Origin of the sequence: Butyrivibrio sp. AE3009, assembly GCF_000420845.1 — a bacterium.
Taxonomy (GTDB): domain Bacteria; phylum Bacillota; class Clostridia; order Lachnospirales; family Lachnospiraceae; genus Butyrivibrio.
In genome coordinates this window covers 1-24,798 of the sequence record NZ_ATVS01000047.1, presented here as the reverse complement: position 1 = coordinate 24,798, position 24,798 = coordinate 1, and the positions used below count along the sequence as shown (strand labels likewise).

The following is a 24,798-nucleotide window of genomic DNA, read 5'->3' as shown; positions in this document are numbered from 1 at the left end:
GAAGCAGCCATAATCTATTCGGCTTAGACTGTGAAATGCATATTAGAAGCAAGTTTCATGAGTGGTTCGTATGCTGCATCCAGATTTTCCTCTTTTTTTATCGTGCGTTTTACTGGAAAGTAACGCATCGACCAATTCATATTGAACAAAATCGCTGCGCGATGGCCTGCCTAGGCTGTGTGCAGTGATTTTCTTTTTATCAAAAAGGCAGTAGAAAGTAAGTCCTAATAGTTTAAATTGGTCGTTAAGCACTTCATAAGCTGTGCATAACCTGCATAATTATAACTGAAGGTTGTTGTGAATAACATCTCGTGAAACATCCCTGTTTCTTTCTCTCTGAATTATTAAGTAATTCTTAATAGTTGATTTTATTGTCAGCTAGTTATTTTGTAAATACATTGCGCACTGGAGTAATAATGTGTTAATATTAGTTTGCGCACTGTGGTAAGTATCACAAAATATTACCTTGCGTATTATCGATAAGAGGTAAGCTATGGAAATTAAAAGAAATATCTATTTTAAGATAGCTGAGTGGAAGAAAGAGACAAATGGGACGAAGGCATTACTGATCGAAGGTGCCAGACGAATCGGAAAATCAACAGTTGCTGAAGAATTCGCTCAGAATGAGTATAAATCCTATATTCTCATTGATTTTAATAAGGCTAAGAAAAAGATAAAAGATGCCTTTGAATCCCTTGATGATCTGGACGTTTTCTTTCAGACACTGACGCTTGAATATAACACAAGGCTGTACCCCAGAGAATCTCTGATAGTATTTGATGAAATACAGAAATTTCCAAAGGCCAGGGAAGCAATTAAATATCTTGTCGCTGATGGAAGATATGACTACATTGAAACAGGCTCGCTGATATCAATTAAAGAGAACGTAGAGAACATAACAATTCCATCAGAAGAGCGGAAAATGCAAATGTATCCGGTAAATTTCGAGGAATTCATGGTATACATTGGCGAAGAAATACTTCTGGATCATATAAGGGAATGTTTTGAGAAAAGGCAGCCGCTTGATAGGCAGATGCATAATAAGGCTATGCGCTTATTTATGGAGTATATGCTGGTTGGTGGAATGCCTCAGGCAATTGTAGCATATAAGAAAAATGGAAGGGATTTCCATGCTGCCGATGTAGAAAAGAGGGATATTCTTGCACTCTATGAAGATGATATCAAAAAGGCAGCAAAGAAATATAAATCAAAGGTCTCAGCTATTTTTGATAATATCCCGGGCTTTTTGTCAACGCATGAAAAAAGGGTTGTTTTAAGTGAAGTGGATAGTAATAATGGAACCTTTGATCGCTATGATGAGCCCTTGTTCTGGCTTGGCGATTCCATGATATGTAATCTTTGTTATAAATGTAATGATCCGAACGTTGGCCTGGCATTAAATAGAAATGAATCCTATGTAAAATGTTATATGGGAGATACAGGATTATTGGTCAGCCATGCATTCAGTGAGAATGAAATCATGGATGAACAGCTTTATAAGCAGATAATGGATGGAAAACTGTCACTTAATCAGGGAATGCTCTATGAGAATATGATAGCGCAGATGATTACAGCATCAGGTCGTAAGCTTTTCTTTTACACAAGATACAGCAAGGAAAAGCATAGGAATGATATTGAAATAGATTTCATTATCTCGAATGAGAGCAAGACAAAGTTTAAAATCAGCCCTATAGAAGTAAAATCATCAAAAAATTACACGACATCATCACTTGGAACATTCAAAGAACTCTTTAAGAAAAGAATTGATAAGCAGATAATAGTGCACCCTAAGGGCTATTCAGAAGCGGATGGAGTCATAAAGATACCTCCATATATGATGCACCTAATATAACATGCAGATAAACAGTGCAGGAGTGATGATTTGAACTATTCAGGAAAAGCCTTGCTTAGACAGGGCTTTTCTTTATGTGCTATATTTGATGTTGAATACTAAAAAAGGAAGGCAATAATAAATGGGGAATACTATACAATTTAATAATGAACAGTTAAAAAATTTTTATTTCGGAGCATATAGTTTTGCTGATACCAATGACGGTTATCTGCAGGCATTTCAGTACAGCGATGAGCAGATGAATTATTTTGAGGGAGCATTTGATTTCTGGTACGATCGCTGCATGGCGTCTACTGCCAAGACCATCGAGATGATAACGGACGCGACGAAGGTTTCTTTTGATTACAAGCTCATCTGGGTCGGATCCCATGATTCCTTTGAACTTTCCATTGACGGACTTGTGAACAGCATCGTATATGTCAAAGATATTGATGTTGAGGGACATATAGAATGGGATATGCCTGAGGGTGAAAAGAGCGTTGTGATCTATCTTCCGGCGGATGCTACTGCCCTTATCAGAAATTTTGAAATCAACTCAGAGGCAAAAAGACCTGAGAAAAATACGCGCGTGCTTTGGCTTGGTGATTCTATTACTCAGGGCTTCGGGCCACTGCGCTCCGCTCAGACTTATGTAAGTGTAGCAAACAGGATACTGGGCTACGATGTTATCAATCAGGGAATTGGCGGATACATTTATGACAAGAAATCCTTAATGTCTATGCCCGGATATGTTCCGGACAAGATCATCGTAGCAATGGGTACCAACAATAATCATGACCCTGCCAAAACATCGGATATTACAGAGTATTACGATACTTTGACTGAAATCTACGGAAGCGAGATTCCCATTCTGTGTATCTCTCCCATATGGAGAGGGGATAATCCTGCAGACTATGATAACTTTGTAAGCTACTGCGATATGATAAAGAAAACTGCCGGTAGCTATAAAAATGTAACTGTTTTGGACGGATTTACTCTTGTTCCTCATCTGAGCGAGTATTATCTTGACAACCTTCATCCAAACCTTCTTGGCGCAGAGGTTTACGGCAGGAATCTTGCCGAGTTTATCAGAAGAAAAGGATGGTAAAAGAAAAGGCGAGTAAACATAATATAAAATATGAGCAGTAGGATGGGAATTCAGGAGCAGAATATGGAGCAACAGAAGCTTTTTTACAATATATGCAATGACCTATGGTCCTTCGCCAAGACGCTGGATAAGCCAAAGGCTGAGATGTCTGACGAGGACTGGGAGACTGCCATTGCCCTCATGGAGAAGACCGCGGAGAAGTACAAAGCGCTTGGGAGAAAAGAGTATGATCTGGCCTATGCGTCGATGATGGGGATATTGGATTATGTTGAGAAGGGGACATGATGGAACTACTTAATTATCCTGTTACGACAGGAATCATAGTAATTAACATTTTGATATTTGCACTTGTGAATCTAAAGAAGCTTGATATAGAACAGCTTGGTTCATCATATATGACAACAATCCAGAATAAGCAGGTATATAGAGTTGTTACAAGTGCTTTCACGCAACGTGAAGTAATGCACCTTGCCTGTAATATGTATTCTCTCTACAACATAGGCTGCGCAATGGAACATATCCTGTATTCAGGGCTGTATGCCTTGTGCTATGGTTTGATAATGATCGCAGGTGGACTGTTATCTGCAAGAATTCATAAAAAAGAAGCCCCATTTACCTATTCTATCGGAGCATCCGGAGTGATATGCGGGTTACTGGGCATATATATGGTCATAGCATTTACCGTATTCGGATTTAGCGGGTTAAAATCGCTGGTTCCGACGATAGTGCTGTTAGTGGCTATGACGGCATCGAAGAAGATTGATTCGATTGGGCATTTTACGGGGCTGCTGGTGGGAGTGCTGTGTGGAATAGTGCTTGTTAGTGTTTTTAGGTTTGGGTGAATAGAAAGAATCAAAGAATTTCATGAATCTGTAAAAAGGAACTCAAAAAGAGCGGCTAAAATCTGATTCAATCAGATTTTAGCCGCTCTTTTAATTTATATATACCACACAGGAACAATCAGGTTACTACTGTCTACAGCCGAAAGCTCAGGTCGCATGCAGATTATTGCGCCACACCCTCTTGGTGTTGTTGCCCTGTCTAATATTGAAAAAGCGCCTACCAGCTCAGTGCCTGGATTGACTGATCTTTTTACTTCTATTGGATGGAGCATTCCATCACTTTCAAGGATCATATCCACTTCCTTATTGTCTTTATCCCTGTAGTACCAGAAGAGGCAATCCTTAGCTGCGTTTTTATAGGATTTGATGATTTCCATGACAACGTAGTTCTCAAGGATGTGTCCGGCAAGGGCGCCGTTTGCAAGAATCTCCGGTGATGAGTATTTGGTCAGGTAAGCCACTAGGCCGGTATCAAAGAAATAGAGCTTTGGTGTCTTTATTGTTCTATGGAGCAGATTATTGCTATAAGGCCTTAGCAGTGTGATGACTTCAGACTTCTCAAGAACCTGGAGCCAGCGTTTAGCGGTATCATCGTTTATTCCGACATCTCCGGCAATGGCGTGTACATTAAGTACCTCGCCTATCCTGGATGCGGCTGACCTTATGAAGTCCCGGAATAAGAGCTTATCTACTCCCTGGATCAGGTCGCTCACATCTCTTTCGATGTATGTTTGGATGTAACTGCTGTAGTAAACGTCTCTGTCAGTAAACTTTCCACTGATAAGCCCAGGCATTCCGCCCATCCAAATGCGTTCATATATTTCATCCATTGAAGCAGGCGCATGTGTTTTTTTACGTTTCTTAAGTTCATTAAGATCAACAGCAAATGGTTTGGAGTCATCCTTTCCATATGCCTCGTGCTGCGAAAGTGGAGGGAGTCTGAGTATTGCAACTCTTCCGGCCAATGACTCCTGGGCCAGGTCCATGAGCTTGAAGGCCTGTGAGCCTGTAAGCCAGAATGATCCCGGGGCAGCACCTTTGTCTATTGCAATCTTAATATATGAAAAGAGCTCAGGAGCATACTGCACTTCATCAATCATGACAGGTGGTTCATGGATCTGCAAAAACATTGCAGGATCTTTTTTGGCAAGGGCACGAGCCTCCAGGTCATCTAATGTGACGACTTCTCTTTCTTCGCTCTGTTCTTTCATGATGGTTTCGAACAATGTGCTCTTCCCAACCTGCCTTGCACCTGTGATCAGGATGGCTGAGTACTCTTTGTTAAGTTCTATTATCTTGGATTTAAGATCTCTTTCGATATATCTCATGATAAATCCTTTCGGCTAAAATATGATTCAATCATATTTTAGCCGAAAATGGTTACCATATCAATAGTAACGCAATGTTTATCGAACTTTAAAAGTTTGTTTATAGACTCCTAATCGAATGTAAAGGTACGATTATTTGAAGTATTTCATAGGCAAAAATTGTTGACATAAAGCTAAGCGTCCACTACAATTGTAAGCAATTGAATAAACTATCTTCAGGGCAGGGTGTAATTCCCTACCGGCGGTACAGCCCGCGAGCCTTTAGTGGCATGATTCGGTGTGATTCCGAAGCCGACAGTATAGTCTGGATGAGAGAAGAGTTGTGGCTTATTGGATAAGTGTCCCTGAGAATATTTATATTCTCAGGGATTTTTTATTATAAGAGGCTTTGACGTGTCTTGGATAGGTGTATTCAAGGCACGTTTTTTATTCGGAGGAAGGGTATGAACGACAAGTTTTATATGAAAAGAGCCATTGAACTGGCTAAGAAGGGAGCGGGCTACGTTAATCCCAATCCAATGGTGGGAGCGGTTATAGTCAAGGACGGCCGCATCATCGGTGAGGGGTATCATGAACGCTACGGGCAGCTCCACGCAGAGCGCAATGCTCTGAAAAGCTGCAGCGAGGATCCCAAGGGGGCGACAATTTATGTGACGCTGGAACCCTGCTGCCACTACGGTAAGACACCGCCCTGTACTGAGGCCATTATCGAAAGCGGCATAGCAAGAGTTGTTGTGGGAACACTGGACGTGAATCCCATCGTGGCAGGTAAGGGTGTCAAGATTCTCAAGGACCATGGAATAGACGTAACCGTAGGGGTTATGGAAGAGGAAGTTAAGAGCCTCAACAAGGTCTTCAACAAATATATAATCACCGGGCTTCCCTATGTTGTCATGAAATACGCCATGACCTCTGACGGCAAGATAGCCACCCGCACCGGAGCTTCCAGGTGGATCAGCTGTGAGGCTTCCAGGAAAAAAGTCCACGAGCTTCGAAGCAGGCTCTCTGGAATCATGGTGGGTGTCGGCACCGTCATAGCGGACGATCCCCTTCTGACCAGCAGGGACAGCGACATCAATAAGAATCCCATCAGAATAATCTGTGACAGCAACCTTTCGATTCCACTGGATTCTCAGGTAGTGCTGGATGCTGCCAATAACAAGACCATAATCGCAACCTGTAAGGGCAATCCTGACAAAATGCGTGCCCTTGAGGGCTACGGCTGCGAGATTCTCAAAGTCCCGGAAAAAGACGGCTGCGTAGACCTCAAGGTACTTATGGTAATGCTGGGAGCAAGAGGCATAGACAGCATACTTCTGGAAGGCGGCGCTACATTAAATTACAGCGCTCTGAAGACGCAGATTGTTGACGAGCTTCAGATCTTCATGGCTCCAAAGGTCTTCGGAGGCCGGGCAAAGAGCCCTGTGGAGGGCCTTGGCGTAGACATTCCGGGCAAGGCAATACAGCTGATTCCAAGAAACGTATCCATGGTAGGAAAGGATATTTTTATAGAAAACGAGGTGAGCTATCAGTGTTTACAGGAATAATTGAGGAAATCGGCAGGGTCAAAGCCATAAGCCGAAACAGTGCAAACAGCCGGCTCACCATTGAGGCTAAAAAGGTGCTTGAGGATGTCCATATCGGAGACAGTATAGCGGTAAACGGTGTATGCCTTACGGTCGTTAGTTTCGATGCAGTGAGCTTTACCGTAGATGTCATGAATGAGACTTATTCAAGGTCAAGCCTTGGTGAGCTTAGAAGCGACAGCAGTGTGAACCTGGAGCGGGCCATGGCAGCCGGCGGCCGATTTGGAGGGCATATGGTCTCGGGTCACATAGACGGAACCGGCAGGATCAAAGCCACTAGGAGAGATGGCAACGCAGTCTGGTATGAGATCACCGCGGAGCACGCTTTACTAGAGGGAATTGTGGAGAAGGGCTCCATAACCATCGACGGCATCAGCCTCACAGTGGCGAAGGTGACGACAAGCTCTTTTAGCGTGTCTATAATCCCCCACACCCTGGAGCAGACTATACTTAAGGACAAGCGGCCGGGCAGTGTCGTGAACCTTGAAACCGACATGATCGGCAAGTATGTAAGAGCATTTCTATCGCAATCTGGAGAAAAGAGAGATTTTTGGGAGGTAATGTATGGATAAAGAACTTATGGAAAAAGCGCTTAAGGACCTGCGGGAAGGAAAACTCATCCTTGTCATGGATGACGAGGACAGGGAGAATGAAGGTGACCTTATCTGCGCCGCAGAATTTGCCACAACGGAAAATGTGAATTTCATGGCCAGCAAAGCTAAGGGCCTTATCTGTATGCCTGTCAGCAGTAAGATAGCAGGTGTTATGGGACTTTTTCCCATGGTTGACGTAAATACTGATAATCACGAGACCGCTTTTACCGTGTCTGTTGACTATAAAGAGACAACAACCGGAATATCTGCTGCAGAACGCGGACTTACAGCCAGAATGATGGTTTCAGAAGGCGTAAACGCAGCTGATTTCAGAAGGCCGGGCCACATGTTTCCTCTTGTGGCAAGAGATGGAGGAGTTATCGTAAGACCCGGACATACAGAGGCAACGGTTGACCTCATGCGTCTTGCGGGCTTAAAAGAGTGTGGTCTGTGCTGTGAGATCATGTCAGAGGACGGAACCATGATGAGACGTGCAGAGCTGGAAAAGTTCGCCGCAGAGGAAGAACTTACCATGATCACTATCGCCGATATCGTTGAGTATCGCAAGATCTACGACAAGCTGGTGGAGTGCGTTTCAGTGGTTAATATGCCCACAAAATATGGATTTTTCATGGCTCATTGCTATATTAACAAGATAAACGGAGAGCACCACGTGGCGCTGGTAAGCGGCGATCTGGGAGATGGCGAAGATGTGCTGTGCCGTGTGCATTCCGAGTGCCTTACAGGGGACGTATTCGGCTCCATGAGATGCGACTGCGGTCAGCAATTCGATAAGGCAATGCAAATGATATCAGAAAACGGCCGTGGAATCCTACTGTACATGAGACAGGAGGGCAGAGGAATCGGCCTTGTGAATAAGCTTAGGGCCTACAAGCTCCAGGACGGAGGAATGGATACGCTGGATGCCAACCTGGCTCTGGGATTCCCGGGAGATATGAGGGAATACTACGTTGGCGCCCAGATCTTACGTGACCTTGGGGTTCGCTCATTGGAGCTTCTTACCAACAACCCGGACAAGGTCTATCAGCTGGAAGACTACGGAATGAGGATCAATAAGAGGGTTCCCATAGAAATAGACGCCAACAGATTCGATGTTTTTTACCTGAAAACCAAAAAAGCCAGAATGGGACACATTCTTGGAGTATAAGGAGGATATGAAAATGAGAGTATATGAAGGAAAGCTGGTTTCCAAGGACATTAAGGTGGGTATTGTAGTTGCAAGGTTCAACGAGTTTATTACTTCCAAGCTTCTGGGAGGCGCAATCGATGGCCTTAAGCGTGAGAATGTAAATGAAGAGGATATTGATGTGGCATGGGTTCCCGGAGCCTTCGAGATTCCGCTTATCGCAGGCAAGATGGCTGATACGGGTAGATATGATGCTATCATCTGTCTGGGAGCTGTCATCAGAGGCGCAACATCTCATTATGACTATGTCTGCGCCGAGGTGTCCAAGGGAATTGCTCAGGTTGGATTAAATGCCAAGATTCCCGTAATGTTCGGCGTACTTACCACCGATACCATTGAGCAGGCTATCGAGAGAGCGGGCACCAAGGCAGGAAACAAGGGATTTGAGTGCGCCCAGGGAGCCATCGAGATGGTTAATCTAATGAGAGAGATCGGCTAAAATTGGCGCTAAAAGTATATTGACAATGCAGGTCGTAAGGGTGAATGATATTAAAAAACTTTAAAAAGTAAGATAACTACCTGAAAGGGCGGAAGAGAGAAGAATATGAGCACATCTGAAAAAGTGCTGTTTATACTTGAATCGAATAAAGATATTTACATTTCCGGAGAAGAAATGGCGGGCCAATGCAGTGTTTCAAGAAATGCTGTATGGAAAGCCATAAGAGATCTTCGGGAAAAAGGCTATGAAATAGAGGCGATAAGCAACAAAGGTTATAAGCTTAAGGGCAGCACCGATATTATATCTGCCGAAGGAATATTGGCAGGTTTGCCCAAGGAACTTAACGGAGCAGAGATTCTTGTTTATGACAGCCTTGAATCCACAAATGACAAGGCAAAAGAACTGGCTATGAAGGGCGGGAAACATGGAACAGTCATTGTTGCTGTGACACAGACCGGTGGGCGAGGCAGGCAGGACCATAGTTTCTACTCTCCTGAAGGCGGCCTGTATATGAGCATTATTTTAAAACCGGAAATGCTCTCCAGCACAGACAGCAGAGCCGTTACTTCCTTTGTGGGAGGCGCCGTGATAAGTGCCATACAGGAGCTTACCGGCATAGAGTCCTATATTGACGGAATCAATGACCTATATGTTGAGGGTAAGAAGATATGTGGCATTTTGCTGGAGGCAGGAAGCGAATTCGATAGTAATACTTTGCAGTGGATAGTCGCAGGCATAGGAATAAACTTTGATTCGGACATAAGCGCTTTTCCCAAAGATGTAAAAGAAAGGGCATCCAGCCTGTTTGCTCCCGGCCAAGCCACAATTACCAAAAATGCGCTGATCGCGAGAATAATTGAGAGAATATTGGATTGTCAACCATAAAAGCAGATATGGTTGACAATCTTTTTTGGTTATGCTACCTTCATATCTGGATTTAATAATTGTTGGAGGATCAGACATCATGAGTAGTGAGAATGTAGTAAAGACAAGAGAAAAAATGAAAGTATTGGATCTGGTATATGTTGCGATTGGAGCAGCGCTTATAGCCATATGTTCCTGGATAAGTATCCCGACGGCAGTTCCGTTTACACTTCAGACATTTGCAGTATTTTTTGTATTGTTACTTCTCGGAGGTGAAAGAGGAACCCTTGCAATATTAGTATATGTGCTGCTTGGAGCTGTTGGAGTACCGGTTTTTGCAGGCTTTAGCGGAGGTATCGGAATACTGCTTGGAAATACAGGCGGATACATTTTGGGATTTTTGTTTATTGGCTTCATTTATATCCTGTTCACGAAATTATTCAAGAAAAAAATTGTTATTAAAGTAGCATCGCTTGTTCTTGGACTTGCAGTTTGCTATGCCTTCGGAACAGCCTGGTTCATGCATGTCTATATGCAGAGCAGCGGAGAGGTGGGACTGATCACAGTTCTTGGCTGGTGCGTGTTCCCCTTCATCATACCCGATTTGCTAAAGCTTGCACTTGCTGTAGTAATTGCCCGTAGAGTTGAACCGGTGGTCAGATAATCGTAGTTGACTAGGACATGCTTTAGTGCTACAATGTGTTAAACCAGTGAGAAAGAAGAGTACTTCTTCTATGAAGCCTACAGAGAGTGTCCGGTGGTGAGAGGACGCAGCGGATGGATGAAGGAATGGTCTTTTGAGGGCGAAGCGAAATGGCTTGCACGTATCGGGCATGCACTAAGTAGTATTCGACGGGAACTCCCGTTACAGAGTAGGGAAAGTGGTAGCTTTCTACTGAGGGATCGGTTATTCCGATAAACAAGGTGGCACCGCAGGATAATAGTCCTGTCCTTGTATGTAGCGCATACAGGGACAGGTTTTTTTATGTAAAAACGCTCCCTGTAACAATTCATATTTTTCGCCACGAGATGGCAAGGAGGATTCAAAATGGATGTTCAGAGCGTAAAAAGAGAAGTGCTGGTTGAGGAAAAGAAGGGACTGGCAAACACCAGAAATCTTATTCTGGTAGGTGTTATGATGGCAGTTGGTATCGTACTTAGGATGTTTGCAGGCGTTATTGCCCTGGGTAACATGCACCCCAACTTCCTTATTGCAACCTATTGTCTTGCAATCTTCATTATTAAGCCCAACCTCAAGGAGGCAGCAGCCATCGGCCTTATTTCAGGAGCGATCTCACAGATCGGTACATCAATGCCTTGGCTTGGACTTGTATCTGAGACAGTAGGCGCCATCGCAATGTGCCTTCTTATCAGACTTGTGCTGCCCAAGTACATCAAGCCTATTGTCTGCACCTTTATCGCAACACTTTTTTCCGGCTTTGCATTTATCGGTCTTGCAGCCCTGACCTATGCTAAGCCTATGCCAAGCGCACAGTTTGTCAGCATGGCAATTGTTACCGTTGTTACTGCACTTTTGAACATGGTAATCGTTACTGTACTCAGCATTCCTGTTAATAAAGTTATGGGGAACAAAGAAGAATAATGATTTCAGTTAAGGATTTGGGATTTAAATATCAAAACAGCAAAACCGCCGCTTTGGACGGCGTAAGTATTGAAATTGCAGACGGAGATTTTGTAGGAATTACCGGCACTTCTGGTGCCGGTAAAACTACTTTTACCTTTGCTTTAAACGGGATAATCCCGCAGAAGATCAAGGGAGATTTCTACGGCAGCGTCATAATTGACGGCAAGGACACTGTAGAACACCACGCAGAGGAGTTTGCGAAGAAGGTGGGAGAGGTTTTTCAGGACATTGACTCACAGATGGTGGCATCCGTTGTTGAAGATGAGATACTGTTTGGCCTTGAGAACTTTGGTGTACCTCATGAGGAGATAGAAGATCGCCTTCAGAAGGCCCTTAAGGAACTTGGAATAGAGGATCTGAGGGACAGAGAGATATCAAGTCTGTCCGGCGGACAGAAACAGAAGGTTGCCATAGCATCCATGCTGGCCCTGGAGCCGGAAGTTATAGTTCTGGATGAACCAACCGGAGAGCTGGACCCCGAGAGCAGCCGTGAGATATTCAGGATTCTCACAAGGCTCAACAGGGAGAAGGGCATAACGGTTGTTATTGTTGAGCAAAAGATCATGCTCCTGTGCGAGTATGTTAAACATATGATGGTCCTTGAGAAGGGCCACGTGGCTTTTTACGGAACACCGAAGGATATGGTTACCTCCATATCGAAATTCAAAGAACTTGGCATAAATGTGCCGAGAGTTACTGAGCTGTCCTCAAGACTTATTGAGAAGAAGCTGTATGACGGCGAGATAACTCTTACGGTGGATGATGCCGAGAAGATGGTCAGGAGGATTCTGGGATGATACGCTTTGAAAATGTGGACTTCAGATACTCCGAGGACAGACCTATAATCGACAATTTAAGTTTTCATGTGCCCAAGGGAGATTTTGTAGCTCTCATCGGAGCAAACGGCGCAGGTAAGAGTACTATCAGCCGTCTTATTAATGGCCTTTTACATCCCACAGGGGGACATGTATATCTTAACGGCAAGGATACCCTTAAGACCCCTTCCAGCGTTCTTGCCAGGGACTGCGGATTCCTTTTCCAGAATCCGGATCGCCAGATCTGTGAGAACACCGTAAGGGATGAGGTGGCTTTTTCCATGAAGGTACAGGGCCTACCCAAGGATAAGATAGAGGAGCGGGCAGCGCAGGTTATTAAGACCTTCGAGCTGGATCCGGGGTGGTTTCCCTTTTCCAGGAGCCGCGGTGAGCGTCAGAGAATAGCCCTTGCCAGTGTCCTGGCCTGTGAACCGGAGCTGCTGATATTGGATGAGCCAACCACAGGTCTGGACTATCTGGAATGTATCCGAATCATGGACTATGTGACTGAGCTTAATCGCAAGAAGGGTATTACAGTTCTTATGGTCAGCCATGACATGGAGCTGGTTCAGTCCTACGCAAGGCATGTACTGGTCCTGAACCATGGAACCATTGTCGGACAGGGTCCCACCAATGAGATCATGAAGAATATGGACGTCCTCAAGAAGGCCAGAGTCCTTCCTGCACAGATTCCTGAGCTGACGCTTCGCTTCAGTGATGAATTTAGGGACGTATTTACCGTAGAAGAGATGCTGGATGCGCTGCTTGCAAGAAGCGGGAAAGGAGGCCCTAAGTGAATCTTCTTAATTATGTTCACGGTAATAGCTTCCTTCACAGGCTTAACCCTGTGACCAAGCTTGCTGCAGCCTTTATGTATGGCATTGCCGCTATTATATGCAACAATGTATACGCGGAGATTGGCTTTATTGTGCTGATGATACTGATATCCGCCACAGCAGGAATTGCCAAAAGAGCATTGTATCTTACAAGGAACCTGATGATCCTGGGACTTCTCATGTTCGTGATTCAGCTGTTTTTCGTAAGAACAGGAGAGCCACTGCTTGTTATCGGCGGATTTGTTCTCTTTACCACAGGCGGCCTTAAGAGTGCTCTTTTGTTGTCGCTTAGGGTAATTGCAGCTATGCTGCCGCTGATGCTTCTTTTTGCCATCACTCAGATGAACGATCTGTGCAATGCATTGGTTAAAAGGGTTCACCTGCCCTACAGATACGCATTTATCGTAACTACGGCCTTTCGTTTCGTGCCTATTTTTGCCACTGAGTTTCACGACATTCAGGATGCGCAGAAGGCAAGGGGTGTGGACTTTGACACCAAAAATATCTTCAGAAAGCTCCAGCTGATCGCTCCTTTGTGCGTACCGCTCCTGGTTTCCAGCCTTAAGAAGGTGGATATTTCCGCCATGTCAGCGGAGATGCGAGGCTTTGAGCTCAGAGGGTACAAGAGCGGATATAAGGAATATCCTTTTAAGGCAGGAGATCTGCTTACATTTGTTGTTTTGGCAGGACTTATTGTTTTGTCGGTTATTTTTTTGAGATGAGAGTGTGATTATGGATTATACAGCTAGCATGAAGTATGGAACTGAGGTAGTGGATATTGAGATCAAGGGCGCAGAATCTGTGGAAGTTCTTAATCCCGATCCCATGCCGGAAATAGAGGATACCGCAGAGGCTTTCCGCATCTGCGTGGAGGAAGGAGCCATCGCTTCAGCGCCTCTTAAGGAGAAGATTGGTCCGGAGGATAAGATTACTATCATAGTATCGGATATCACCAGGAGCTGGATGCATCAGGGCGATATTTTAACGTTGCTTGGACACTATCTTCACGAGAATATGCAGGTTCCTTTTGAAAATATCTGCGTTCTCATAGCGCTGGGAACCCATAGGAAATCTAGTGACAAGGAAATGGAAATAATCGCCGGCTCCTATTTATATCAGAATGTCACTGTGGTGGATCATGACTGCGACGGGGAGTGCACTCTTGTGGGAAGAACCTCCAGAGGTACAGATGTCCGTGTGAATCCGCTTGTCATAGGCAGGAAGGTTATTGTGGTGGGCGGAACTGTTCATCACATGATGGCAGGCTTTGGCGGCGGAAGGAAGAATATTCTGCCGGGAGTATCTTCCAGAGAGACCATCAGGCAGAACCACTCCAGAGCCCTGGATCCCAATATAGCTCACTCTGACCCAAGAGTTGGATGTGCTCTTCTTAAGGACAATCCCATCAATGAGGATATGAACGAGGCAGGAGCTATGGTGGAGGTTGCCTACAGTATTAATATCGTTGTTTCCACGAACGGGCGATTCAGCGGTCTCTTCGGCGGTTCACTGTACGAGGCATGGCAGGCCAGCTGCGTTTTCCAGAAGAAATGCTATGAGAAATGGATAGACTACGAGGCAGATATCGTCCTGGTTTCCAGTGGCGGATTCCCCAAAGACATGAATCTCTATCAGGGCTGCAAAGGTATGCTTAACGGTATGAGAGCCCTGAAAGAGGGCGGCACAATGCTTTGGCTGGCCAAGTGCCCCGAGGGGTGCGGTGCCCCCGACTATACCGCCTGGCTTTTGCCCCTCAAGGAAGGAAGACTTGATGAGGCTCTTCGAGCAGACTTTACGATTGGCGGGTTCATCTTTTACCTTACAGTTGAGAACCTCAAGAAGGGCAACTGCCGTACACTTACAACAATAGACAACGACACCACACAGCCCATGGGAATGACCGCATATACAGATCCTGTTGAGTTTATCAAGGGAGTGGATTTTACTGGCAAAAGAGTATATGTCATCCCCTACGGAGGCAGCGTAGTGCCCATGGTTAAAGGGATAGACTGAAATCCTGCGGATATGTTAAAATAGTGGGACGACTACGACATTAACATAATTGGGGGATATATACATGGGTGAGTTAAGTTTTCCGCTTGAGACTAAACATTTTTATATAGAGCCAAAGGACCACGATAATCTCTGGAGAGAAGAGTGGAGCATCTGCCTTAAGACAGAGGATCGTAAGCAGGTTGGAACACTTCGCTTTGAAGAGGCGAGCTTCCACGACGAGGTGTATTTTAGCGCGGACCTTGATAAGGAATATGACAGAGCGACTTTTGGCGTTGAGATCTTTTATGCAATGTCCAGATTTGCATTCAGATTTAAGAATATCAGGGAGATCAGCACAGTCTGCAGGCATGATAACGAGCATCGTATCCGCAGCCTTGAGAAAGCAGGCTATGTATGGAGAAAGTCCCAGGACGGAGATGTCTACTACTCCATGAAGAAGCAGAAGACCTCCTGGACCGGTCTGTACGTCATAATCGGCATGATCGCCGGATTCATCATGGGAATCACTATATCCAATCTGTGGGTCGGCACCGTGTCAGGTGTTCTGATAGGCACCATCATCGGTGTTCTGATGGATAAAAGAGAGAAGAAAGAGATCATAGAGTAGATACAAACGAATATTTTGTATGATATGATGTATGAGGGTATGAAAACTGTATAAAAAGGGGGAAAATATGAGATTTAAAAGATTATTAGCTGCAGCAGTGGGAGTTATCAGCGTTCTGACCGTATCAACCACCGCATATGCGGGCACCAATGAACTTACAGGACTTGAGGTCAGGGACGAGATCATTAACCAGAGGCCTGTTGCCATCATGGTGGACAATGAGAAGACAGCTCTTGCACATTATGGTACCGCTGAGGCAGACATCGTGTACGAGATGATGAACAGCACAGCCAACGGACGTATTACCAGGCTTATGTGCTTATACAAGGATTGGGGAGTGCTTCAGCAGACAGGAAGTATCCGCAGTGTGAGAACAACTAATGTGATACTTGCGGATGAGTACAACGCTGTACTTATTCATGACGGCGGCCCATTCTATATCAATACCTATCTGGCTCAGCCCTATGCTGCTCATATCAGCGGAGGCTTCACCAGAGTCAAGAACGGCAAGCCAAGAGAGTTTACCGAGTACGTATTTGGAACAGAGCTGACAAGCCGTTTTGCCAAGAGCAAGATCTCAACCAATTATGTACAGGCACCGGAGAGAGGAACTCACTTCGTATTTAACGGCGCCGATACTGATCTTGGCGGCAATACCGTTGCCAACAACGTTGAGCTTGGAAGCGTATTTCCGCACAATAAGAGCAGGCTCCAGTTCAATGCCGGCACAAGAACCTATGATTATTATGAATACGGTTCTATACACAAGGATGCTGAGGATGGTCAGGTACTTACCTTCAAGAATGTTATCCTTCAGAATGTATCCTTTACACAGCTTGATCCCAACGGTTATCTTACTTACAATGTTATCGGTTCCGGAAGTGGTTATTACATCACCAACGGCAAGGCCATTCCAATTACCTGGTCGAAGGGCAGTGAAACCGGAATCACACATTATTACAGCGCAGAGGGCAATGAGATCAGCGTGAACAGAGGCAAGACCTACATCGGAATCGTTCCTTCGGATACCTGGAACCTTGTGGGCATCAACTAATTCTATAGTTTATAATTTATGGCAAAATAAGTGGCTGTCGTCAGTTTGATCTGAGCAGCCACTTTCTGTTTATCGTGATAATTCTATTCATTCTCTTCCGGGGCGATACCCTCTTGCTTATCTAGAAGGTCTATCGTCATCTGATATATGGTCTCATCCTTGACATTTTCATCGGTTCGAAGGAGACAGGCAGCAGGACATTTTATTGTTACGCTCTTGCCGTCGACGCGGTTTATTGACTCCACGTTGCTTACCAGATCTCTGGTGAGCTGTTCCAGTTTCTTTTTGGAATCTATATAAATAATGACTCCGAAATAGGCCTCCTTGGTACGGGCCGCAACCGCTTTTTGTCCGATGACCTGGATTATCTTTTCACCTATTTCACGAATGACTTTTACACCGAATTTACTGCCGTAGGTATCTTCGATTCGCTTCTGATTGGCATTATGAAGCATGATAAAACCATAGGTTTTGCCGGCATCGTTGTACTGCATAGCGTAGTCGACCATGGTGGCCAGGAAGAATTTACTATTCATGAGTCTGGTCATATTATCAAGCTTGGAAGGAGCAAGGAGCTTGTTGACACGGTAGATTTCCTGATCTACATCGGCAAAGCTTCCCACAAGGCCAATAATCTTGCCCTTATCATAAATGGGCATTTTGTTGCAGATGATATTGTGGACAACGCCATTTACGATGCACTGTCCCGGGGCATTTACAACAAATTTTCCCTTGCCGATTACATCCAGCTCATCACCTTGATAAGGCCCGTCATCAACGTGCCAGTGCATTTCTTCATCTGTCTTGCCGATAACTTCATCCAGGGATTCCAGTTCATAGAATTCCAGGAAGGATTTGCTGACACCTCTGAAACGGCGGTTACTGTCTTTCCAGAACAGCTTATGGGATGAATTATTTAAAAGAGTAGCCCATAATCTTGCGTATTCCTCAATCAATGCATCAGTTTCGGTGCCACTACAGTTGAAATTTGAATAACTGGCGTTATCTAATAAATGAGCTATTTCATCAGGTATAATGCTTATTCCGTATAAGAACTCATTATAGGCAGTTCCGGGAATGGGCATAATGGAAATTATGCGCCATTGGTAGCAGCCATCAGCCTGTTTGATGCGGAAGGCCTTCTGAGCATAGGTTTTGTCGGCTTTGTTCAGTCTTTCGCGCATTGTTTCAAAGTTCATGAACTCAAGGAAATCAGACTGATCATCAGGATAAACAAATGTAGAAGAGAAGGATGTGTAAACGGCCTTCATCGTCATGAACTCATTCATTTCCTCAGTCATGTAGATATATCCGCCAAGGAGGGGATATACGGTATTTGCGCTGATATTCATGAGAAGTACAACCTCATAGAGGTTGTTAAGCTCTCTTAAACGGAAATCCAGTCTATCACGCTCAGTGGTGTTCTGATCCATAGAAATGTTTGTAATCTGCGTCTTAAAAAGATATCTGTCCTGATTCTCGGCGAGATACATTCCCTTTAACAAGTAATAATTACCTTTATCGGTAAAATAGAAGCTCTCATTACTTTTACTTCTTATGGCTTTGTTGGCGAACTGCCTGAATTTGCTCATAAGGGGAGAGTTCTCGCTGAATATTGTTTTATCAAGCTCATAATTGTCTTCGGTAATAACCGAGATCTGATGTTTGAAGGCGTCGTTAATAAAAAGTGTATGGAAGGTATTTCCATCATATTCGATGATCTGTAGCGGAGCATCTGTGTCAATTACATTGATGGTGGCAGCTTCATAATAAGCTCTCCACTGACGTTCTTCCATGGTGATACCTTTTTCGCTAAGGCTCAGCATCAGATCATCCAGGGGCTGGGGCTTACCGTAGTAGTAGCCCTGAAGCTTACCGCAGCCTATAGATTTAAGGAATTTCACCTGCTCTTTGGTCTCTACACCTTCACAGAGGGTCTTGATGCCAAGATTTTTGGCCATTACAACCGTAGAGCGCAGAATTATCTTGGATTTTTCTGCTAAATTGGACAGAAATGCCATGTCCATCTTAAGAAGATCAAAGGAGTAATCCTTTATCAGATTAAGGGAAGAGTAGCCACTTCCGAAGTCGTCCATCCAGATCTCATAGCCTCTTGTCCTGAATCTGTCTATGACATCCTTCATGAGGTCTTCATCCTTGGCGATCATGCTCTCAGTTACTTCAAAATGGAGATAGTCCCTGGGAATATCGTATTTGGCGATAGCCTTTTCAACCACATCCAGCATATCGCACATAATAAAGTCAAGTCGGGAGAAATTAACCGATACAGGCACAGCAGGAAGTCCCTTGGAGAGTTTATCGCGAATGTCACGGCAGGCCTGTTTGACCACATAGCAGTCCAGCTTGAATATTTCGCCGGATTCTTCAAGGGCACCGATGAATTTGTCGGGCGCTAAAAATCCAACTTCAGGATCAATCCACCTTGCCAGAGATTCGGCACTGCATAGTTGTCCCGTTATAGAGCGGACAACCGGCTGATAGTAGACTTTGATCCATCCGTTGGATATGGCTTCATCAATATGAGTTTTTACATATTCGCTAAGTGCGTCCTTATTGGTGAGGTCCTTCATCGATGCATCCTGCATTCTTACATATAAACTAAGCCTATAGTAACCTAGCCTTATTATAACAACGAAATATTAAATATATATTATCGGCATATAAATAGTGTATAAGAATATCAGAATGTTTGTAAAGTTGAATTTTTATCTCCAGAGTACCCAAAGGAACACATAAGCGCCTATAACTGCTGCAAGAGTGAAGGGGATACCGATGCGGGCGAAGTCCTTGAAGCTTACTTCATAACCCTCTTTTCTCAGCATTCCTACACCTGCGATATTGCAGCTGGCACCTACGGGAGTGATGTTTCCGCCAAGAGTTGCGCCGCAGAGGAGTCCAAAGTAGAGTAGACAAGGGTTAACTCCCAGGGCAGCGGTAACTCCCTTAAGTACGGGAAGCATTGTTGCTACATAAGGAATATTGTCAATAAATGCGGAAATCAGTACTGATCCCCATACTACAATAGTAAACAGAGCAAAAAGGTTGTTGCCGCCTGCAGATACAATGAGGTTAGCAAGGTCATCAACAAGACCTACATTGGTGATTCCGCCGATTACCATGAACAGAGCGGTAAGAAGGAGCACTGTGTCATAGTCAAGGTTCTTGACAACTCTCTTGATACGATCTACATCATGATCCTTGAAGTATTCCCAAACCATACCGATAAGGCTGCAACCAAAGCAGATAACACCGTTGGTGATCTCTGGCTTATCAGGAATGAAGGATGCTGCCATAAGAAGAATAACATGGGCAACCATCATAATGGTGGGAACATAGTCTGTAACGACGGTCTTCTCTGTGGACTCAACGGGTTCCTTATCTTTTCTGAAAAGGATCATCATGATAGGCACGGTAAGAAGAGCGCCCAGCTCAACGGCAAAGAAGATACCAAGTCTTCCGTCCATCCAAAAGAAATCCATAAAGTCCATATCCGCATAGGCCTTGGCTGCCAGCATAATTGAGGTAGTGTCACCTACCAGAGTTGCTGCGCCCTGAAGGTTAGATGATACGGCGATTGAGATGATCATGGGAACAGGATTGATCTTCAGCTTCTTGCAGATCGCGAGACCAACGGGGGCTACCATGAGAAGAGTTGCCACGTTGTCAATAAAGGCTGAGATGATACCTGAGAACAGCGACATGAAGATCGTTACCCACATTACATTGGGGGCCAGATCCAGGAGCTTCTCAGCGATAAGATTGGGCATCTTGGATTCAATGAAATAGTCTACCAGAAGGAGCGTTCCGAATATCATAAGAAGAACGTTCCAGTCCACGACTCCCAGAACCTTTCCAAAAGGAAGAATACCGGATATTACGTAGATTGCTGCAACGCAGAGAGCAATAACCGCTCTGCGCTTGGGGAATAGGATAAGCCCCACGTACATTCCGACGAATAAGATGATTGCTAGTGTTTTTAACATGTTTTTTCCTTTCCGGCAGAAAAAAAGAGACTGATACTGCCATTGAATGCAGTAAAAGTCTCGTTATCTATAACGTGTCCGGGGAGATGCCTCCCGTACTGACGAACAGCGTTGCATACATAAGTATGTTAACTACTCCCTTTTACCAAAATGATAAAAATTTCCTTTAATAAAATAACAAATTTAAAGTGTTTCCGCAACAGAATTGTGTCAAATGTGCTATCATTTTATATAATGTTTAGAAATTAGAGAGAATGGGAGAAAAATATGGAAAAAGTAAACAAATTTGGGGCAAAACAGATTGCTACAACAGCAATCCTACTGGCGATATGCATCATCAGCCAGTTCTTTAAGAATCTGAGCATCTTTATCACCGGACCGATAATCAATACCTGCATAGTATTGGCAGTTCTGACGGTTAATCTTCCCTGCGGGATAATCCTTAGTGTGATCACCCCGATAACTGCATATCTGATTGCGGCATCACCGGTCATGACGGCTGTGCCTTTGATTATTCCTTTTATCATGTTGGGGAATATAGTTCTTGCAATTGCTGTAAACTTCCTGATGAAAAAGGATATGATGGCAGAGGGAAAGCCTGTGATTACCTTGAAAAATATCATTACAGCTGTTATTTCAGCTCTGGCGAAGGGAGTATTCATGGGACTTACCATTTCGCTCTGGCTCCTTCCTGCCTTTATTCCTGAAGAGAGTAAATTAAGAGGTAAGTTGAGTGTATTCCAGACCACATTTTCTGTGTATCAGTTCATCACTGCATGTATAGGAATGGTGTATGTGTTCATTATTATGACTGCGCTGAAGAAGGTCTTAAATAGGCAGTGAGAAAGTCTGGCGATAAACGGGGAGAATAATTAGATAAGATTATCTGGATTAAGAAAACAGGGTGAGCCTTTATGGTTCACCCTGTTTTATATATGTTATATATATTATTTAATCCTTGTTGAATGCCGGAACAAGTCTCATCAGCATGACGGTTAATACCATCAGTGCGATACCTATCGGCATGCAGATATACCAGCTTCTGACAAAGCCTGAGATGAAGTAAGCCACGAAGGAAACAATGGCAGTAGTCATGGCATAAGGAAGCTGTGTGGATACGTGTTTGATGTGATCACATTGAGCTCCGGCACTGGCCATGATAGTGGTATCCGAGATAGGAGAGCAGTGATCGCCGCAAACAGCGCCTGCCATGCAGGCTGAAATTGAGATGATCATAAGCTCGTTTGAAAGGTTGGCATCGAATACGCTTACAACGATAGGAATCAGGATTCCGAAGGTTCCCCAGCTGGTTCCTGTTGCAAAGGCAAGGAACACTGCGATAACGAAGATGATGGCGGGAAGAAGACTCATAACCATCTCACTGGAGGCCATATTCTCAACAATGCCAGCCACATATTCTTTTGCTCCGAGAGAATCGGTCATTGCCTTAAGGGTCCATGCAAAGGTGAGGACCAAAATGGCGGGAACCATGCTCTTGAAGCCCTCAGGGATGGCGTTCATACATTCGTTGAAGTTAAGTACTTTGGTTGCCAGATAGAAGATAATAGTAATAATAAGTGCTACAACCGAGCCGTATACAAGACCAACGGAAGCATCTGAGCCTGAGAAAGCATCGATGAAGGTCTCGCCTGAGAAGAATCCGCCGGTGTAGATCATTCCGATAACGCAGCAGATGATCAGCGAAACGATGGGAAGCACCAGGTGAATTACCTTACCCTTCTGAGAAATGGGTGGTGCAGGCTGGTCCTCGGCGCCGGTGATACTGGAAGCATAGCTGTCCTTGGGCTGTATGGCGTCGCGGATCTTCTGATTATGCTCTGCCTGTCTCATTGGACCATAGTCGAACTTGGAGAAGGTCAGAGAGAACATCATTACAATAGTGAGGATCGCATAGAAATTATAAGGAATGGCTCTTACAAAAAGAGTAAGGCCGTTGGCACCGTCAACAAAGCCTGTAACTGCTGCGGCCCAGGAAGAGATTGGGGCGATAATGCAGACAGGAGCTGCGGTTGCATCGATGAGATAAGCGAGCTTCTCTCTGGAAATCTTGTGCTTATCCGTGAGAGGTCTCATAACTGAACCTACTGTAAGACAGTTAAAATAGTCATCGATGAAGATCAGCATACCAAGAACAATGGTGGCTACCTGTGCACCTGCCTTGGTCTTGACGTGGGTTACGGCCCACCTTCCGAAGGCGGCGGAGCCTCCCGCTCGGTTCATTAGCATGACCATGGCTCCCAATATTACCAGAAAGATCAGAATTCCCACATTCCAACCATCGGATAACTGAGCAATCATGCCGTCAACAAAAACGTGCTGGATTGTTCCTTCGATACTGAAGGATGAATAGAGAAGTCCCCCCACAACAATTCCGATAAACAGTGACGAGTAAACTTCCTTGGTGATCAGCGCCAGCGTGATTGCGATAATCGCAGGCAGCAGCGCCCAAAACGAGTTAGCAAACATAGTTACCTCCTTACTGCTCTTTTTCACACTAAATCGTAAAAGTATATAAATTACTATATCACATTTTTCGCGTTGTAATAGTAGGAACTTTCGGATATAATGGAAAAATATTTGTGATTGGAGGAAATAACCATGAAAGTAGCAGTAACTTATGATAACGGTGAAGTTTTTCAGCACTTTGGACATACAGAGAAGTTTAAAGTATATGAAATTCAGGAGGGCAAGGTAGTATCTTCCGAGATTGTTGATTCCAACGGAAGCGGCCACGGTGCACTTGCAGGTCTTTTGGCTAATCATGACATCAAGGTTCTTATCTGCGGTGGAATGGGCGATGGAGCCAAGGATGCTCTTGAGGAGTACGGAATCGAGACCTTCGCAGGCACAGAAGGAAATGCTGACGAGGCTGTAGAGAAGTACCTTAGAGGTGAGCTGGTAGATAGCGGTGTTAACTGCGACCACCACGGCGAAGGACATTCCTGTGGCGACCACGAGGAAGAAGGTGGTTGTGGACATTGCGGAGGTAGCGATGCGGATGAAGAGGAAGGCTGCGGTGGATGTTCATCAGGCGGCTGTGGTGGCTGCGGCGGATGTCATTCAGAGCCTCTTTTCGAGGGCAAGAACGTAGGCAAGACCTGCAGAGTACATTACAAGGGAACCTTCAACGACGGCGAGCAGTTCGATTCTTCCTATGACAGAGGAGAGCCCCTTGAGTTCGTTTGCGGCTATGGTTTCATGATCGAGGGCTTCGACAGAGCAGTTGCTGAGATGGAAGTAGGACAGATTGTCGATGTTCATCTCACAGCAGATCAGGCCTATGGTGAGCACGACCCCAAGCAGGTTATAACAATTCAGATTGCTGAGCTTCCCGGTGCTGAGAGCGTTGAGGTTGGTCAGAGAGTATACCTTCAGGATATGTACGGAAGACCTATTCCTGTTAAGGTTACTGATAAGACCGAGACAGAGATTACTTTCGATGCCAACCATGAGATGGCAGGCAAAGAGCTTAACTTCAAGATTGAGCTGGTTGAGATAGCTGATTAATAAGATGACGAGATGACATTGGGACGGTTCTTTTGTCATCTTAGGAATATTGAGAAGCTTAAAGAGGCTGTCGTACTTTGGTACGGCAGCCTTTTTGTAGGGGAATAAAAGTTTTGCACCCGGTAGGTTCAAATCCGCTTAAACCATATGACATAAATGCTCACATACTTACAGGAATGGTAGTTTCTTGCAGATTCATGCTATTTTCCTGGCCAATCAGCGCCAATTGATGCCTATGCATACGAAAGCATCATTTTGGAAACATCTTATATGCCTTATATTGAGGTTCTCTACTGATAGAGATAACATTTTTACGCCATCAAGCATATTAAGTTGTCTTTTTCTTTTCTGTCATATGCTTTTTTTCTGTTGATTCATATAAATTCCTCCTGATAGGCATAGGTAGTGTCAAATTAACTACCCGTTTTTTAGTTCTAAAACCTTGATTTATCGGGAGTTCAAAATAAAAAGAGCATTGACCTCCCTTTTTGGTAT

23 protein-coding genes, 1 riboswitch and 1 other annotated feature are annotated in these 24,798 nt (G+C 44.5%); of the genes, 19 read left to right on the top strand and 4 right to left on the bottom strand.

Annotated features, from left to right (window positions below; genetic code table 11):
- Positions 1 to 493: 493 nt before the first annotated feature.
- The 4 genes from G588_RS0116390 (at position 494) to G588_RS0116375 (ending at position 3,781) form a co-directional block, all read left to right on the top strand.
- The gene (locus G588_RS0116390; protein ID WP_022779790.1) at positions 494 to 1,852 is read left to right on the top strand and encodes an ATP-binding protein; all 1,359 of its coding nucleotides are present in this window, start codon (positions 494 to 496) and stop codon (positions 1,850 to 1,852) included.
- 121 nt (positions 1,853 to 1,973) lie between these two features.
- A complete protein-coding gene (locus G588_RS0116385) occupies positions 1,974 to 2,939 on the top strand; it encodes an SGNH/GDSL hydrolase family protein (protein ID WP_022779789.1) in 966 nt (321 codons plus the stop codon).
- 30 nt (positions 2,940 to 2,969) lie between these two features.
- Positions 2,970 to 3,224, top strand: coding sequence for a hypothetical protein (locus tag G588_RS0116380; protein WP_242830385.1), 255 nt, complete (start codon positions 2,970 to 2,972; stop codon positions 3,222 to 3,224).
- The gene (locus G588_RS0116375; RefSeq protein WP_081644393.1) at positions 3,221 to 3,781 is read left to right on the top strand and encodes a rhomboid family intramembrane serine protease; all 561 of its coding nucleotides are present in this window, start codon (positions 3,221 to 3,223) and stop codon (positions 3,779 to 3,781) included. The genes G588_RS0116380 and G588_RS0116375 overlap by 4 nt, the downstream gene beginning before the upstream one ends.
- A gap of 95 nt (positions 3,782 to 3,876) precedes the next feature.
- Here the strand turns inward: G588_RS0116375 and G588_RS0116370 are convergent, their stop codons facing one another.
- Positions 3,877 to 5,109, bottom strand: a complete 1,233-nt coding sequence (locus tag G588_RS0116370) for an ATP-binding protein (RefSeq protein ID WP_022779786.1) — start codon at positions 5,107 to 5,109, stop codon at positions 3,877 to 3,879.
- Between the two features lie 207 nt (positions 5,110 to 5,316).
- Positions 5,317 to 5,433: riboswitch (FMN riboswitch) on the top strand.
- Between the two features lie 119 nt (positions 5,434 to 5,552).
- On the opposite strand from G588_RS0116370, the gene ribD reads away from it, so the two are divergent.
- The 13 genes from ribD (at position 5,553) to G588_RS0116305 (ending at position 16,771) form a co-directional block, all read left to right on the top strand.
- Positions 5,553 to 6,656: a bifunctional diaminohydroxyphosphoribosylaminopyrimidine deaminase/5-amino-6-(5-phosphoribosylamino)uracil reductase RibD gene (ribD, locus tag G588_RS0116365; RefSeq protein ID WP_022779785.1), complete on the top strand. Its 1,104-nt coding sequence runs from the start codon at positions 5,553 to 5,555 to the stop codon at positions 6,654 to 6,656.
- Positions 6,641 to 7,267 (top strand): riboflavin synthase, encoded by a 627-nt coding sequence (locus tag G588_RS0116360; RefSeq protein WP_022779784.1) that lies wholly within the window; start codon positions 6,641 to 6,643, stop codon positions 7,265 to 7,267. The genes ribD and G588_RS0116360 overlap by 16 nt, the downstream gene beginning before the upstream one ends.
- The gene (locus tag G588_RS0116355; RefSeq protein ID WP_022779783.1) at positions 7,260 to 8,456 is read left to right on the top strand and encodes a bifunctional 3,4-dihydroxy-2-butanone-4-phosphate synthase/GTP cyclohydrolase II; all 1,197 of its coding nucleotides are present in this window, start codon (positions 7,260 to 7,262) and stop codon (positions 8,454 to 8,456) included. The genes G588_RS0116360 and G588_RS0116355 overlap by 8 nt, the downstream gene beginning before the upstream one ends.
- A gap of 13 nt (positions 8,457 to 8,469) precedes the next feature.
- Positions 8,470 to 8,934 carry a 6,7-dimethyl-8-ribityllumazine synthase gene (gene ribH / locus G588_RS0116350; protein ID WP_022779782.1) on the top strand — a complete coding sequence of 155 codons (465 nt, stop codon included), beginning with the start codon at positions 8,470 to 8,472 and terminating at the stop codon, positions 8,932 to 8,934.
- A gap of 105 nt (positions 8,935 to 9,039) precedes the next feature.
- Positions 9,040 to 9,819 (top strand): biotin--[acetyl-CoA-carboxylase] ligase, encoded by a 780-nt coding sequence (locus G588_RS20750; protein ID WP_022779781.1) that lies wholly within the window; start codon positions 9,040 to 9,042, stop codon positions 9,817 to 9,819.
- A gap of 79 nt (positions 9,820 to 9,898) precedes the next feature.
- A complete protein-coding gene (locus G588_RS0116340) occupies positions 9,899 to 10,462 on the top strand; it encodes a biotin transporter BioY (protein ID WP_022779780.1) in 564 nt (187 codons plus the stop codon).
- Positions 10,463 to 10,499: 37 nt separating this feature from the next.
- Positions 10,500 to 10,755: a binding site (T-box leader), on the top strand.
- 91 nt (positions 10,756 to 10,846) lie between these two features.
- Complete coding sequence (locus G588_RS0116335; protein ID WP_022779779.1) at positions 10,847 to 11,401, top strand: tryptophan transporter; 555 nt, start codon at positions 10,847 to 10,849, stop codon at positions 11,399 to 11,401.
- Complete coding sequence (locus tag G588_RS0116330; RefSeq protein ID WP_026668855.1) at positions 11,401 to 12,240, top strand: energy-coupling factor ABC transporter ATP-binding protein; 840 nt, start codon at positions 11,401 to 11,403, stop codon at positions 12,238 to 12,240. The genes G588_RS0116335 and G588_RS0116330 overlap by 1 nt, the downstream gene beginning before the upstream one ends.
- A complete protein-coding gene (locus G588_RS0116325; RefSeq protein ID WP_026668854.1) occupies positions 12,237 to 13,055 on the top strand; it encodes an energy-coupling factor ABC transporter ATP-binding protein in 819 nt (272 codons plus the stop codon). The genes G588_RS0116330 and G588_RS0116325 overlap by 4 nt, the downstream gene beginning before the upstream one ends.
- Positions 13,052 to 13,816, top strand: coding sequence for an energy-coupling factor transporter transmembrane component T family protein (locus G588_RS0116320; RefSeq protein WP_022779778.1), 765 nt, complete (start codon positions 13,052 to 13,054; stop codon positions 13,814 to 13,816). The genes G588_RS0116325 and G588_RS0116320 overlap by 4 nt, the downstream gene beginning before the upstream one ends.
- Before the next feature lie 10 nt (positions 13,817 to 13,826).
- The gene (larA, locus tag G588_RS0116315; RefSeq protein ID WP_022779777.1) at positions 13,827 to 15,107 is read left to right on the top strand and encodes a nickel-dependent lactate racemase; all 1,281 of its coding nucleotides are present in this window, start codon (positions 13,827 to 13,829) and stop codon (positions 15,105 to 15,107) included.
- Positions 15,108 to 15,171: 64 nt separating this feature from the next.
- Positions 15,172 to 15,717, top strand: a complete 546-nt coding sequence (locus tag G588_RS0116310) for a GNAT family N-acetyltransferase (RefSeq protein WP_022779776.1) — start codon at positions 15,172 to 15,174, stop codon at positions 15,715 to 15,717.
- Between the two features lie 67 nt (positions 15,718 to 15,784).
- On the top strand, positions 15,785 to 16,771 hold the full coding sequence (locus G588_RS0116305; RefSeq protein WP_022779775.1) for a DUF3048 domain-containing protein: 987 nt from the start codon (positions 15,785 to 15,787) through the stop codon (positions 16,769 to 16,771).
- Between the two features lie 83 nt (positions 16,772 to 16,854).
- On the opposite strand, the gene G588_RS0116300 is transcribed toward G588_RS0116305, so the two are convergent.
- Complete coding sequence (locus G588_RS0116300; RefSeq protein WP_081644392.1) at positions 16,855 to 19,377, bottom strand: EAL domain-containing protein; 2,523 nt, start codon at positions 19,375 to 19,377, stop codon at positions 16,855 to 16,857.
- Positions 19,378 to 19,497: 120 nt separating this feature from the next.
- Complete coding sequence (locus G588_RS0116295; protein ID WP_022779773.1) at positions 19,498 to 20,775, bottom strand: SLC13 family permease; 1,278 nt, start codon at positions 20,773 to 20,775, stop codon at positions 19,498 to 19,500.
- Between the two features lie 267 nt (positions 20,776 to 21,042).
- Here G588_RS0116295 and G588_RS0116290 point away from each other — a divergent pair, with 267 nt between their 5' ends.
- Positions 21,043 to 21,618 carry an ECF transporter S component gene (locus G588_RS0116290; RefSeq protein ID WP_022779772.1) on the top strand — a complete coding sequence of 192 codons (576 nt, stop codon included), beginning with the start codon at positions 21,043 to 21,045 and terminating at the stop codon, positions 21,616 to 21,618.
- A 108-nt stretch (positions 21,619 to 21,726) separates the two neighbouring features.
- Here G588_RS0116290 and G588_RS0116285 read toward each other — a convergent pair whose 3' ends face one another.
- Positions 21,727 to 23,262, bottom strand: a complete 1,536-nt coding sequence (locus G588_RS0116285; protein WP_022779771.1) for a Na+/H+ antiporter NhaC family protein — start codon at positions 23,260 to 23,262, stop codon at positions 21,727 to 21,729.
- Between the two features lie 132 nt (positions 23,263 to 23,394).
- Between G588_RS0116285 and G588_RS0116280 the strand changes: the two genes are divergently transcribed.
- Entirely contained in the window at positions 23,395 to 24,303 is a 909-nt protein-coding gene (locus G588_RS0116280; RefSeq protein ID WP_022779770.1) for a NifB/NifX family molybdenum-iron cluster-binding protein, read from the top strand.
- Positions 24,304 to 24,798 lie beyond the last annotated feature (495 nt).